The sequence below is a fragment of the Celeribacter baekdonensis genome (genome assembly GCF_900102315.1).
Taxonomy (GTDB): domain Bacteria; phylum Pseudomonadota; class Alphaproteobacteria; order Rhodobacterales; family Rhodobacteraceae; genus Celeribacter; species Celeribacter baekdonensis.
On sequence record NZ_FNBL01000001.1, the window covers coordinates 354994 to 367358 of the forward strand.

A 12365-nucleotide genomic window follows, 5' to 3' on the forward strand; every position below is an offset into this window, starting at 1 on the left:
GCCCACGAACGCAGGAGCCAGACATGAAAATTGACAAATTGGCCTTAATCCTTGTGGTCGTGGGCGGCGCGATTTTAGGGACGCTGTGGCTGGGATCCATGATTTTGGCCAGTTTACAAATGCCGGTGATCTGGCCTTTGGTGATCATGGCCGCCGCGGTGGGCTATATTGCATGGCGCGTCCTGGAAGATCGCCTCCGCAGCACCGAAGACGATCATTACGACAAAATTGAAAAGTAAACGGAGTCTTGAGATGCTTGTTTTGACAACTGAAACCGTCGCCGGGAGAGAGGTTGCCGTCTCCCTTGGACTGGTGCGCGGCTCGACCGTGCGCGCCAAACACATCGGCTCTGACATTGTCGCATCCCTGCGCAATATCGTTGGTGGCGAGGTGAAAGAATATGCGTCCCTGTTGGCCGGAGCCCGCGAACAGGCGATGGATCGGATGATCGCACAGGCCACCGAGCTTGGCGCAGATGCGATTGTCGCGGTGCGGTTTCAAACCTCGGCCATCGCCCAATCCGCCTCTGAGGTCATGTGCTACGGGACGGCTGTGACGCTGAAATGAGCGTGACCCTCCTCAGCGATGAGGCCCTGCGCGATCAGGGTCTCGATCAGGTCGGCACAGGCAAGACCTTGGTCATCGCCTGTGGCGCTTTGGCGCGCGAGGTCCTGGCACTGATTGCGGCCAACGGGTTGGATCATCTGACGCTGACCTGCCTGCCCGCGATCTTGCACAACACGCCTGAAAAAATCATCCCGGCCGTCGAGGCCGCGATCCTCAAGCACCGGAACGCGTATGACCATATTCTCGTGGCCTATGGGGATTGTGGCACAGGCGGGCTATTGTCCGATCTGTGTCAAAAATACGGGGCAGAGATGATCTCGGCCCCACATTGTTACTCGTTCTTTGAAGGGGCCGAGGCCTTTGCCGCCCATGGCGAAGTCACAAGTTTCTACCTGACCGACTTCCTCGCCCGGCAATTTGATGCCTTTGTGTGGAAACCCTTGGGGTTGGATCGCTACCCGGATTTACGTGACATGTATTTTGGCAATTACGAAAAACTGGTCTATCTGGCGCAGACCGAGGATGCGGATTTGACCGAAACCGCGCGCGTTTGCGCCGCCCGTCTGGGCCTGACGTTCGAGCGCCGGTTGACCGGTTATGGCGATCTTGAGCGCTTTCTCCGCACCTGATGCGATTACGCTGTGGCTTTGGCCGCCGTCTCGCGAATGCGGGTGACCATGGCCCGCAGCCCGTTTGAGCGTTGCGAAGACAGGTGTTCGTCCAATCCCAGCCGCGCCAATTCCGCAGGGGCATCGACAGCCAAAACCTCGGGCAAACGCAACCCCGCGTAGAGTTCGTGCAGAATGGCGATCAGCCCCTGAACGATCATCGCATCCGAGGCTCCGACAAAGTCAAACCGCCCCCCCTCGATGGTTGGCACCAACCAGACTTGCGAGGCGCAGCCCTCAACCTTGGTCGCGGGCACTTTGAACGCGTCATCCAAGGGGGCGAAGGCTTTGCCCATCTCGATCACATGGCGATAGCGGTCCTCCCAATCGTCCAGAAACTCAAAGGTTTCAACGATCTCTTCAAAGCGCTCCGTCGCCATCGGGTCTCTCCTTGTTCCGTTGATCCTTCACATAAGGCGTCAGGGGGAGAAGGTCCAGCATCCGCGCCGATTGCGACCCTTTTCAAGCCTTCTGTTTTCAGGTAGCCCTTGGTCAAAGAGATTTATGGGGAGAGGCCCGATGCGGCGTCAGGTGATTGTTTCTGGGTTGGTGCTCATGTTGGTAACGGGCTGTGCCTCGATCAAAGAATCGCGGATCAACCCTCTGAACTGGTTTGGGAAATCCGAGCCCGTCACCGTGTTGAATGATGGCACCGCAGCCACCGTCCTGCCCTCCCTGGCGCCGCGCAAAGGCTATCCGAATTTCGTCGACACCCGGCCCTTGGCCCCGGTCATTTCGGATGTCAACGTGGTCAAATCGGCCTCTGGTGCCATCATCACCGCCACCGCAACCCTGCCCACGCTTGGCTATTTCGACGCCGAACTGGTCCGCGTGGCCTCTGCGGATGCCTCTGTCGCCGCCTATGAGTTCCGCCTGCGCCCGCCGACCTCCGCCGCGCCCACGGGCACCGCGGCACAACGTCGGATCACCGCGGCCAAATCGCTTTCGAACGAAGATCTTGCGGGCATTCGCACCATCCTCATCAAAGGGGCCGCAGGCGCACGCCAAGTGCGGCGCTAAAACGGCGCGCTAAAACGGCGCGGGCCACCCTCGGCCCGCCTTTACATCCCGGCTCTGCCAAGACATCCTGCGCCTCGACGAAATACCTAAGAGGCGCGCGATGTCCCCCAACTCCCCCCGCAACATCATCATCGACACCGACCCCGGACAAGACGACGCCATGGCGATCCTTTTGGCGCTTGGGTCGCCCGAAGACGTGAACGTCCTCGGTATTACAGTGGTCGCCGGAAACGTGCCTTTGGCATTGACTGCGAAGAACGCGCGCAAGGTTTGCGAAGTGGCCGGGCGGCCCGATGTCAAAGTGTTCGAAGGCTGTGACCGCCCGCTGGCGCACACGTTGGTGACGGCGGAACATGTGCATGGCAAGACCGGGCTGGACGGCATCGAATTGCCCGATCCAGTGATGCCGCTCCAAGATCAAAACGGCGTCGATTTCATCATCGACACCCTGCGCGCAGAACCTGCGAGCACGGTGACGCTCTGTCCTTTGGGGCCTTTGACCAACATTGCAACTGCGTTTAACAAAGCGCCGGATATTATTGAAAAGGTTCAGGAAATCGTCTTGATGGGTGGCGCGTATTTTGAGGTCGGCAATGTCACCCCCGCCGCCGAATTCAACATTTACGTTGACCCGGAAGCTGCTGATATTGTGTTTAAATCTGGTGTTAAACTGACCGTCATGCCACTGGATTGCACCCATAAGGTACTGGTCACCGCGCCGAGGCTTCAGGCCTTTCGCGATTTTGGCACCCATCTGGGCGATGTCGTGGCCGGGTGGCTGGATTTTTTCGAGCGCTTCGACGTGGAAAAATATGGCTCGCTGGGTGGCCCGCTGCATGACCCGACTGTCATTGCCTATCTGATCAAGCCCGAATTGTTTTCGGGGCGGTTTATCAATGTCGAGATTGAAACCCACTCCGATCTGACCCGTGGCATGACCGTTGCCGATTGGTGGGGGGTCACAGACCGCGCGCCAAATGCGATGTTTATGGCGCAGGCCGATGCGGACGGTTTTTTCGCGCTTTTGACCGAACGGGTGGCGCGGCTGCACGGATGAGCTAGATAAACCTGTGACAGGAAACGGAGGGCGCGACATGGTCCAATTTGAGGTCCAATTTGACAACAGCTACGCCCGCCTGCCGGAGCGGTTTTTCACCAAGATCGCGCCCGAACAGGTGCCCGCGCCCGAAATGGTGCTGTTCAACACAGAGCTTGCGGCGCAGTTGGGTGCCTCTGATTGGGACGCGGCTGTGTTTGCCGGCAATGTGATCCCGGATGGGGCCGATCCTTTGGCACAGGTCTACGCCGGGCATCAATTCGGCGGTTGGTCGCCGCGTTTGGGCGACGGGCGTGCGGTGTTGTTGGGCGAGGCTGTCACAGAGCAAGGTCGCTTTGACATTCAGCTCAAAGGCGCGGGCCGCACCCCCTATTCGCGCAATGGTGACGGGCGGGCGTGGATCGGTCCGGTGTTGCGCGAATTTATTGTCAGCGAATTCATGCATGCGGTGGGGGTCCCGACCACGCGGGCCTTGGCCGCCGTGCGCACCGGCGCGCGGGTGCAACGCGAACGGGCCTTTCCCGGCGCGATCCTGACACGGGTCGCGGCCAGCCACATTCGCGTCGGCACGTTTCAATATTTCACCGCGCAGGAAGATGTGGAAGCGGTGCAAATCCTCGCCGATCACGTCCGCGCCCGCCATTTTCCGCAGGCCGAGGGCACGCTGGGCCTCTACGAGGCGATCCTAGCGGCTCAGGCGCATCTGGTCGCCAAATGGATGGGGCTGGGCTTTGTCCATGGCGTGATGAACACCGACAATATGGCCATTTCAGGCGAAACCATCGACTACGGGCCTTGCGCCTTTATCGACGGCTATTCTCCGAAAGCGGTCTATTCCTCGATCGACCGACAGGGCCGCTACGCCTATGAGCAACAGCCGTCGATCGCGCATTGGAATCTGGCGCAGCTTGGGTCGTGTTTGGTGCCATTGATGGAGGCCGAACTTGGGTCGCAAGCGCAGGCGATTGACGCGCTGTCCGAGGTGTTGAACCGATTTCCTACGCTTTATCAGGCCGAGTGGCGGCGGGTGTTTGGGGCGAAAATTGGCCTTGCGGATGCGGCCGAGGACGATGTGCCCTTGGTCCAAGACCTTTTGGCCCTGATGGCCCAGGACGGGGCCGATTTCACCAATGTGTTCCGTGGCTTGTCGGACGGCACTGCGCGGGATTGGCTGTTGGATCGCGAGGCGTTTGATCGCTGGTCTGAGCGTTGGGAGGCGCGGCGGCCCACAGATTTTGCCGCCCACATGGCGCGCGCCAACCCCGCCGTGATCCCGCGCACGCATCGGATTGAACAGGCGATTGAAGCCTCTTTGGCGGGCGATGACAGTCTGGCCCTACGGCTGGTGCGGGTGTTGTCCACGCCATTTGATCTGGCGGAGGCGGACCGTGATTTGATCCAGCCGCCCGCCGAGGATGAGGTGGTGGCACAGACGTTCTGCGGCACCTAATGGAGTGGGGCAGGCCCGTCTATTTGGAGCGAAATTTGGCGAACAAACGGGCATTGCGGGTGATGAAATCGCGAAACAATCCGGCAAACGGCCCCGCAAATAGCGACCCCCGCTCGCGCGCCACATAGAGCGCACCTGAGATGGCCCCAATCAAGCCGCCCCCCGCATCGACGATCAAATCCCACATCGTGTCTTGCAGTCCGGATTTTTGCATATTGCTGCCAAAGGCCTGATCCATCGCATATTCAAAAATCTCCCAAAGCGCGCCGATGGACATGGCAAAGCAAAAGGCAAACATGCCGATGGCCCAAGGCGGTGCGGCGTAACGGTCGCCTTGGAACAGGATGAAAATCGCCACAAACCCGATCAAGCCAAAGCCAAGCGCGGAGCCTGCGTGCAACACCACGTCCCACCACCAATAGCGATTGTAGAAATCGCCCACCTCGCCCAAAAACAATGTGGCAAACAGGAACAGCACGATCCCCGCCATGAAAGAGCGCGGGACATAAATGTGGTAGCGGCTTGCAAACAACAGCGGCAAAAGCGTCAGACCAAAGGTGCCGAGCGCCACAAAGGACGACGCGTAGCGCGCGGCAATCAGCCCGGCACAAAATTCAAAGATCAGCGCCAGCCAAACCAGCCGCATCACCAATGGCTGAGATTTGGCGTTTTTGAACAACCGTTTCATATCTGTCCTTCACTGTCGCGCCGCACACGCCGCACACAAGGGGCAGCCAAAACAAGACCTCTGCGATGGGATGCAATTGCAATGGGATGCAATCCAAGGCCTGCGTTCCTATGTTATTCATATGATGACGAAGAAGGAAATGGGCGCATTGCGCCTCGCCTCGTATAACCTGCGCAAATGCCGCGGGACCGATGGGCTGCGCGCACCGGGGCGCATCTTGGATGTGATCAACACGATGGATGCCGATGTGGTGGCGTTGCAAGAGGCGGACATGCGGCTGGGTGCGCGTCCGGCCGCCCTGCCCGCCCGGATGATCGACACCCATACGGATTTTATCGCGCTTCCCCTCAACACCTCCCCGGTCTCTTTGGGATGGCATGGCAATGCGATTTTACTACGCAAAGGCACGGTGGCGGAGGCCACGCATCGGCTCACCCTGCCGGGGTTGGAGCCGCGCGGTGCCGTAGCGGTTGATGTGCCGGGATTGCGGATTGTGGGCGTGCATCTTGGGCTATTGCGGTCGTCGCGTCAAAAGCAACTCCATGCCATTCTCGATCAACTGCACGCGTTTGATAACCGCCCGACGGTGATCCTTGGCGATTTCAACGAATGGTCCGCGCACAGAGGCCTTGATCCGCTGCGCGCCACCTTTGACATTCTCGCCCCCGGTCGCAGCTTTCACGCCGCCCGCCCGATGGCGGCACTGGACCGGATCGCCCTCACCGAGGGGCTTGAAATGCGCGACGCCGGGGTGATGGAAACGGTCCTGTCGCGCCGCGCCTCCGATCATTTACCGATCTGGGCCGATGTGGTGACACGAGATCAAGCCTTACGGGGCGGGCAAACTTTCCCCTAGTCGCACGCGCCTCGCCTGATACATAGACGGTATTGACTGGCAAAGGCTTCCCCATGACTCTTCTGCAAATCGCCTCGCTTTTGATCGTCCTCGCAGGCGCGTTCGGCGCGATCAATTACCTGTTTCTCAAACTCCCCTCCTCCATCGGCATTCTCGTCGTCGCCCTGATCGCCTCGCTGGTGATCATCGGGTTGGACGCGGTTTTCCCGGCGTCCATGGTCGAAGAGACCATCCGCACCGAGGTCATGGCCTTTGATTTCTCTGACACGTTGCTGGAGGGCATGTTGGGTCTGTTGCTGTTTGCAGGCGCGCTGCATGTCAAAATCTCTGATCTGCGGGCGCAATGGGGGCCGGTGTTTTTGATGGCCACTTTGGGGGTCGGCCTCTCGACCGTGGTGGTCGGCGTGAGCTTTAGCTGGATGACCGGGATGCCCTTGTTGATCGCACTCACGTTTGGGGCGTTGATTTCGCCCACCGATCCGGTGGCCGTGCTGGGCGTGTTGCGTCAGGCGTCTTTACCGAAAAGTCTTGAGACCAAAATCGCCGGAGAAAGCCTGTTCAACGATGGGGTTGGCTATGTGGTTTACCTTGTTTTGGTCGGGCTGGCCTTTGGCGCGACGGGTGGGCATGGTGACGCGCATGATGCGGACAGTGCGGTACAGGGCGCGGCAAAACTCTTTGCCCAAGAGGCCATTGGCGGCGCGCTTTTGGGACTCGTTTTGGGCTGGTTGACCTTCCGCGTCATGCGGTTGATTGATGATTACGCGCTTGAGGTGTTGATCACCCTCGGGCTGGCATTCGGCGGCTATGAGCTTGCCGTGGCGCTACAGGTCTCCGCGCCGATCATGGCGGTCTGTGCCGGATTGCTGATCGGCGATGTCGGCGCAAAATACGGCATGTCGGAAGAGACCCGGCGCTATGTCGATGCGTTTTGGAAGATGATCGACGAAATCCTCAACGCCATTCTGTTCTTGATGATCGGGTTTGAAGTCTTTGCCGTGGCCTTTGACATGTCGTCGGTTTTGGGCGGTGCAATGGCGGTGCTTTTGGCGCTTTTGGCCCGGCTCACCGCCGTGGCCGTACCGGTGTTGTTGCTCAAACCCTTTCGCAGCTTTTCCAAAGGCACCATCCCGATCATGACATGGGGCGGGCTGAAAGGCGGCATCTCGGTCGCCCTCGCCCTCTCCTTGCCGGACAGTGAATGGAAACCGGTGATCCTGACCGCGACCTATATCGTCGTGGTGTTCTCGATCATCGTTCAGGGCCTGACCGTTGCGCCTTTGGCCAAACGCATGGGCCGCGAACCGAGGTTGGACGTATGACGGCCTATCTCACCTATGATGTGTTCACCGATCGTCCTTTTGGCGGCAACCCTTTGGCGGTGATCCCCGATGCGGCACATCTGCCCGAGGATCAGTTGCAAAAGATTGCACGCGAATTCAATTATTCCGAAACGGTGTTTCTTTTGCCGCCCCAAGACCCCGGCAACACCGCACGTCTCCGTATTTTCACGCCGACGATGGAAGTGCCCTTTGCCGGGCATCCGACCATCGGCGCGGCTGTGGCGCTCTCCGAGTTGGGGCACGGGCCACAGATGCGATTGGAATTGCCGGTAGGATTGATTGAGGCCGAAGCCCGGGACGGCACCGCCGCGTTTACCGCGTCGCAACCGCTCGACATCCTCGCCGAGCCCGCCCCCGATCTGGTGGCGCGCGCCTTGGGGCTTATGGTGTCCGATCTCGCCACCTCCCCGGTGATGGCCAGCATGGGCTTGGCCTTTACCTTTGTCGAACTGACCTCGCGAGATGCCCTGTCACGCATCGCCATCGACGTTGCGGCCCTGCGCGACGGCCACGCCCGCCATCCGCAGGGGTTGGATTTTGCCCAAGCGCCCTATGTGCGCGATGGGGAGACGATCCACATGCGGATGTTTGCGCCACTGGACAATATACCCGAAGACCCGGCGACCGGATCTGCGGCGGCGGCTTTGGGGCGTTTGCTCTGTGAGGTGGAGGGGCGCGATCTGTCTTTGATGATCCACCAGGGCGAGGACATGGGGCGACCGTCGCGCATCTCTGTGACCGCCACGCCAAAGGCCGTGACCATCGAAGGGCACGCGGTCCGGGTGATGCAAGGGCGGCTCTGCTTTTAGCTGCCTCACCCAGGCCGCACGCCGCAAAACGCCTTTTCAACCCGTGTGATCAAAAACTGGGCTGGACCATTCCGGCCCGTTTTCCTACCCTAGCCCCACGTTTACCCGGAGGCCCGATGTCTAACACCATCCTATCTCGTTGCGAGGCCAAGGGGCTGCGCCTGACCGAACAGCGTCGGGTGATTGTCTCCGTGTTGGAGGAGGCTGAGGATCATCCCGATGTCGAGGAATTGCATCGGCGCGCTGCCGCCAAGGATCAGGGCATTTCGCTGGCCACGGTGTACCGCACGGTGAAATTGTTTGAAGAGCGCGGGATTTTGGAAAAACTGGCCTTTGGCGATGGCCGCGCCCGCTATGAGGCGGCAGATCGCGCCCATCATGATCACCTGATCGACATCGAAACCGGCGCAGTGATCGAATTTGTCGACCCGGAAATCGAAGCCCTGCAAAAGCAGATCGCAGACCGGCTGGGCTATGATCTCAAGGGCCATCGCTTTGAATTATACGGCGTGCGCAAAAAGTCCTGAAACGTTCTGGGAACGCCATCCTTTTGGGGTTTTTATTGATCCGTTCACACCCCGTGTTAGGTCGCACGGCGTTTCGGCCTAAACCTGTCTCACGTTTAAGCCGAAACGCTTTCACGCCTTTTTGCACCCCCCATCTGCGGCTTTGATCCGGGGTGCGGGCTTGCGAGACGCGTCAGAACACGGCAAGCGGGAGAGCAACGCAAAGGTCCGCCCCGATGAACAATCTCAACGCCATTCTCCTCGTCGTCGCCGCTATGGCCAGTTTTACGGTCGAGGATATGTTTATCAAACGTCTCTCGGAGACCCTGCCGGTGGGCGAGATTTTGGCGTTGATCGCGATCGGGAGTTGTATGGCCTTTGGGATGATCGCCCGGATCAAGGGCAATGTGATCTTTGTCCGGCGCAATTGGCGCCCGGTGATTTTGGCCCGCGCCGGGACCGAAGCCTTTGCCGCGCTGTCCTTTGCCACGGCGCTGTCCTTGGTTGATATTTCCACTGTCGGCGCGGTGTTTCAATCCATGCCTTTGGTGGTGACCATGGGCGCGGCGTTGTTTTTGAATGAATCGGTCGGATGGCGGCGCTGGATGGCGATTGTCATCGGCTTCATCGGGGTACTGATGATCATCCGTCCCGGGCTTTCCGGCTTTGAACCTGAGGCCTTGTGGGTGCTCGTCGCGGTGCTTTCCGTGGCGATCCGCGACCTGATGACCCGCGTCATGGACGCCGCCGTGCCCTCAAATGTGGTGTCATTTCAGGCCTATCTGACGGTCGCAGTCGCATCATTGGTGATGCTCGCCCTCACCCCCGGTACGCCGCCGCTGATGCCTGATGCCCCCGAGGCGCTGATGGTCCTTGCCGGGATCGTGTTTGGCACCATTGGCTATGCCTGTATCGTGGCAGGGATGCGGTTGGGCGATGCCTCCGCCGTCACCCCGTTTCGCTACACGCGTCTGGTATTCACCATGTTGGTGGGGATCGTGGTGTTTGGCGAACGCCCCGATCTGATGACCTATCTCGGCTCCGCACTGATCATCGCCTCCGGCCTTTACGCCTATCTGCGCGAACGCAAACTGGCGCGGCTTTCGGTGGCGACACTGGCCGATGAGGCGCAAACGCACGGGTTTTGAGGGGCTGGTGTATTGAAGGCGGCTTTGCGGGACTTTTCCACTCGACGCAACGGTATATGGTCCAACAATCTTGGTAACCTGGTAACTTCGACCTATGAGTGATTTAGAAACACAGCTTGCAGATATTATTGGTCGTCCCTCGACGCAAAGACCTTTTGTCTGTCAAGGTCACCCGTCTTCGTGCGACATATGGATTGTCGGCTATAACGCCGCAACGACTGGCGGTGACTGGTGGCGCTTTTGGTCGACAGACAAAGGGTTCGATCTTGTTTCATGGCGCAGGGATTATGACGCCGAACGGGCGGCCCGTGGAAAGGGGCCTTCGGCCACACGACGCCGCATTGATCGGATTAAAAAACAAGTGCCGCATGTATTGGAAACCAATATTTTCGCGACGCCGTCAACCGAAATGGCGAATATGCCGAAGAGCAGAACAGACACCTTCGATTTTCTGCTGGCGACATGCAAACCTCGCGTGATCGTTGCTCATGGCATTCCAGCTGCGAAGCACCTTGCAAGCTGGAATGCCGGAAGGTTGATAACCTGTCCTCATCTCTCGCGGGCAGGCTATCTCGTTGTCGACAACGTTATCGAAAAGCTTCAGACGAACTAAGCCTGCCTATCATTAAAAAGGGCGAAAGGCGTGACCGTGGTAAGTATGAGCCAAAAACAGACATTCACCAAAACACGGGCCATCCACTTGCGTCCAATCTCCTGAAGCGCGCACCAATCCTCCCACTTTGACCCAAATAAGTTACCGCTAACGCCGCTTCTGTCATACAACCCTCAAAGAAGCGCGCGATGTTAGCGCTCAATTGTTGACGCGCGCGTCTTGACTGGTATCAAAGCACCAACGTGACGCGCGAGATTTGCGCCGAACACCCATGCTACCCAATTTCACAAAGGGACCTCCGCCATGAGCACCATCATCGACATCATCGGCCGCGAAATTCTTGACAGCCGTGGCAACCCCACCGTCGAAGTCGACGTCATTCTGGAAGACGGCACCATGGGCCGCGCCGCTGTGCCGTCAGGGGCCTCGACCGGCGCGCATGAAGCCAATGAAAAGCGCGACGGCGATAAATCCCGGTACATGGGCAAAGGCGTTTTGGAAGCTGTGGCTGCGGTCAACGGCGAAATCCTTGAGGCGCTCGTGGGCATGGACGTGACCGAGCAAGAAGCCATCGACGCGGTGATGATCGAACTCGACGGCACGCCGAACAAATCCCGCCTTGGTGCCAACGCCATTTTGGGCGTCTCTTTGGCCTGTGCCAAAGCCGCCGCCGATTACTCCGCCCTGCCGCTGTACCGCTACATTGGCGGGTCCGCCGCGCGCATCCTGCCGGTGCCGATGATGAACATCATCAACGGCGGCGAACATGCCGACAACCCGATCGACATTCAGGAATTCATGATCATGCCGGTCTCTGCCGCGAACATCAAAGAGGCCATTCGCATGGGCTCCGAAGTGTTCCACACGCTGAAAAAAGAGCTCTCGGCGGCAGGTTACAACACCGGGATCGGCGACGAGGGTGGCTTTGCGCCCGCCATCAATTCCGCCCGAGAAGCGCTTGATTTCATCATGAAATCTATTGAGAAAGCCGGCTACAAACCCGGCGAGGACATCTACCTCGCGCTGGACGCCGCCTCGACCGAATATTACGTCGATGGCAAATATGAGATGAAGGGCGAGGGCAAATCCTTGACCTCCGCCGAGAACGCCGATTACCTTGCCGCGCTTTGCGCCGACTACCCGATCATATCGATCGAAGACGGCATGGCCGAGGACGATTGGGCCGGTTGGAAACTGTTGACCGAGAAATTGGGCGACAGCGTGCAACTTGTCGGTGACGATTTGTTCGTGACCAACCCCGTGCGCCTTGCCGACGGCATTGCGCAGGGCGTGGCCAACTCCATGCTGGTCAAAGTCAACCAGATCGGCACCCTGTCTGAGACCCTCAAAGCCGTCGATATGGCCCACCGTGCCCGTTACACCAACGTGATGTCGCACCGCTCGGGCGAAACCGAAGACGCCACCATCGCCGATCTGGCCGTGGCAACCAACTGTGGCCAAATCAAAACCGGCTCCTTGTCGCGGTCGGACCGGATGGCGAAATACAACCAGTTGATCCGCATTGAGGAACAACTGGGCGCGACGGCGGAATATGCCGGGACGTCTATTTTGAAGTCGTGAGGCCGTTAAAGCATTGACGAAATGAACAAAGCCCCGCCAATTTGGTGGGGCTTTTTGTT

15 protein-coding genes are annotated in these 12365 nt (G+C 59.1%); 13 read left to right on the forward strand and 2 right to left on the reverse strand.

All coding sequences use genetic code 11. The features are described 5' to 3' along the window. Positions 1–23 precede the first annotated feature (23 nt). Genes BLT54_RS01730 through BLT54_RS01740 form a run of 3 tightly spaced genes read left to right on the forward strand, consistent with a single transcriptional unit; the run spans position 24 to position 1196 of the window. Entirely contained in the window at positions 24–239 is a 216-nt protein-coding gene (locus BLT54_RS01730; RefSeq protein ID WP_074640431.1) for a hypothetical protein, read from the forward strand. Between the two features lie 13 nt (positions 240–252). Beyond that, a complete protein-coding gene (locus tag BLT54_RS01735) occupies positions 253–567 on the forward strand; it encodes a YbjQ family protein (protein ID WP_074640433.1) in 315 nt (104 codons plus the stop codon). Next, positions 564–1196, forward strand: a complete 633-nt coding sequence (locus BLT54_RS01740) for a DUF1638 domain-containing protein (RefSeq protein WP_074640436.1) — start codon at positions 564–566, stop codon at positions 1194–1196. Before BLT54_RS01735 ends, BLT54_RS01740 begins: the two co-directional genes overlap by 4 nt. Before the next feature lie 5 nt (positions 1197–1201). Here BLT54_RS01740 and BLT54_RS01745 read toward each other — a convergent pair whose 3' ends face one another. After that, positions 1202–1615, reverse strand: a complete 414-nt coding sequence (locus tag BLT54_RS01745; RefSeq protein WP_074640438.1) for a SufE family protein — start codon at positions 1613–1615, stop codon at positions 1202–1204. Between the two features lie 139 nt (positions 1616–1754). Here BLT54_RS01745 and BLT54_RS01750 point away from each other — a divergent pair, with 139 nt between their 5' ends. The 3 genes from BLT54_RS01750 (at position 1755) to BLT54_RS01760 (ending at position 4762) form a co-directional block, all read left to right on the forward strand. Continuing rightward, on the forward strand, positions 1755–2255 hold the full coding sequence (locus BLT54_RS01750) for a hypothetical protein (RefSeq protein ID WP_074640440.1): 501 nt from the start codon (positions 1755–1757) through the stop codon (positions 2253–2255). Positions 2256–2355: 100 nt separating this feature from the next. Continuing rightward, complete coding sequence (locus tag BLT54_RS01755; RefSeq protein ID WP_074640442.1) at positions 2356–3312, forward strand: nucleoside hydrolase; 957 nt, start codon at positions 2356–2358, stop codon at positions 3310–3312. Positions 3313–3349: 37 nt separating this feature from the next. Further along, the gene (locus BLT54_RS01760; RefSeq protein ID WP_074640444.1) at positions 3350–4762 is read left to right on the forward strand and encodes a protein adenylyltransferase SelO; all 1413 of its coding nucleotides are present in this window, start codon (positions 3350–3352) and stop codon (positions 4760–4762) included. 19 nt (positions 4763–4781) lie between these two features. Here BLT54_RS01760 and BLT54_RS01765 read toward each other — a convergent pair whose 3' ends face one another. Continuing rightward, positions 4782–5450, reverse strand: coding sequence for a DUF2238 domain-containing protein (locus BLT54_RS01765; RefSeq protein WP_074640446.1), 669 nt, complete (start codon positions 5448–5450; stop codon positions 4782–4784). A gap of 121 nt (positions 5451–5571) precedes the next feature. Between BLT54_RS01765 and BLT54_RS01770 the strand changes: the two genes are divergently transcribed. The 7 genes from BLT54_RS01770 (at position 5572) to eno (ending at position 12306) form a co-directional block, all read left to right on the forward strand. Continuing rightward, complete coding sequence (locus BLT54_RS01770) at positions 5572–6306, forward strand: endonuclease/exonuclease/phosphatase family protein (RefSeq protein ID WP_342707823.1); 735 nt, start codon at positions 5572–5574, stop codon at positions 6304–6306. 53 nt (positions 6307–6359) lie between these two features. Beyond that, on the forward strand, positions 6360–7628 hold the full coding sequence (locus BLT54_RS01775) for a cation:proton antiporter (protein WP_074640448.1): 1269 nt from the start codon (positions 6360–6362) through the stop codon (positions 7626–7628). Further along, positions 7625–8458 (forward strand): PhzF family phenazine biosynthesis protein, encoded by an 834-nt coding sequence (locus BLT54_RS01780; protein ID WP_074640450.1) that lies wholly within the window; start codon positions 7625–7627, stop codon positions 8456–8458. Before BLT54_RS01775 ends, BLT54_RS01780 begins: the two co-directional genes overlap by 4 nt. Positions 8459–8574: 116 nt before the next feature. Continuing rightward, positions 8575–8985, forward strand: coding sequence for a Fur family transcriptional regulator (locus BLT54_RS01785; protein WP_074640453.1), 411 nt, complete (start codon positions 8575–8577; stop codon positions 8983–8985). Positions 8986–9200: 215 nt separating this feature from the next. Beyond that, entirely contained in the window at positions 9201–10112 is a 912-nt protein-coding gene (locus BLT54_RS01790; RefSeq protein ID WP_074640455.1) for a DMT family transporter, read from the forward strand. 94 nt (positions 10113–10206) lie between these two features. Next, positions 10207–10725: a hypothetical protein gene (locus tag BLT54_RS22090; protein ID WP_143026709.1), complete on the forward strand. Its 519-nt coding sequence runs from the start codon at positions 10207–10209 to the stop codon at positions 10723–10725. Positions 10726–11028: 303 nt separating this feature from the next. Beyond that, positions 11029–12306 carry a phosphopyruvate hydratase gene (eno, locus tag BLT54_RS01795; RefSeq protein ID WP_074640458.1) on the forward strand — a complete coding sequence of 426 codons (1278 nt, stop codon included), beginning with the start codon at positions 11029–11031 and terminating at the stop codon, positions 12304–12306. Positions 12307–12365: the final 59 nt, after the last annotated feature.

Coding starts and splice junctions, on each gene's coding strand:
- BLT54_RS01730 (WP_074640431.1), top strand. CDS start 24: ATGAAAATTGACAAATTGGCCTTAATCCTTGTGGTCGTGGGCGGCGCG.
- BLT54_RS01735 (WP_074640433.1), top strand. CDS start 253: ATGCTTGTTTTGACAACTGAAACCGTCGCCGGGAGAGAGGTTGCCGTC.
- BLT54_RS01740 (WP_074640436.1), top strand. CDS start 564: ATGAGCGTGACCCTCCTCAGCGATGAGGCCCTGCGCGATCAGGGTCTC.
- BLT54_RS01745 (WP_074640438.1), bottom strand. CDS start 1,615: ATGGCGACGGAGCGCTTTGAAGAGATCGTTGAAACCTTTGAGTTTCTG.
- BLT54_RS01750 (WP_074640440.1), top strand. CDS start 1,755: ATGCGGCGTCAGGTGATTGTTTCTGGGTTGGTGCTCATGTTGGTAACG.
- BLT54_RS01755 (WP_074640442.1), top strand. CDS start 2,356: ATGTCCCCCAACTCCCCCCGCAACATCATCATCGACACCGACCCCGGA.
- BLT54_RS01760 (WP_074640444.1), top strand. CDS start 3,350: ATGGTCCAATTTGAGGTCCAATTTGACAACAGCTACGCCCGCCTGCCG.
- BLT54_RS01765 (WP_074640446.1), bottom strand. CDS start 5,450: ATGAAACGGTTGTTCAAAAACGCCAAATCTCAGCCATTGGTGATGCGG.
- BLT54_RS01770 (WP_342707823.1), top strand. CDS start 5,572: ATGATGACGAAGAAGGAAATGGGCGCATTGCGCCTCGCCTCGTATAAC.
- BLT54_RS01775 (WP_074640448.1), top strand. CDS start 6,360: ATGACTCTTCTGCAAATCGCCTCGCTTTTGATCGTCCTCGCAGGCGCG.
- BLT54_RS01780 (WP_074640450.1), top strand. CDS start 7,625: ATGACGGCCTATCTCACCTATGATGTGTTCACCGATCGTCCTTTTGGC.
- BLT54_RS01785 (WP_074640453.1), top strand. CDS start 8,575: ATGTCTAACACCATCCTATCTCGTTGCGAGGCCAAGGGGCTGCGCCTG.
- BLT54_RS01790 (WP_074640455.1), top strand. CDS start 9,201: ATGAACAATCTCAACGCCATTCTCCTCGTCGTCGCCGCTATGGCCAGT.
- BLT54_RS22090 (WP_143026709.1), top strand. CDS start 10,207: ATGAGTGATTTAGAAACACAGCTTGCAGATATTATTGGTCGTCCCTCG.
- eno (WP_074640458.1), top strand. CDS start 11,029: ATGAGCACCATCATCGACATCATCGGCCGCGAAATTCTTGACAGCCGT.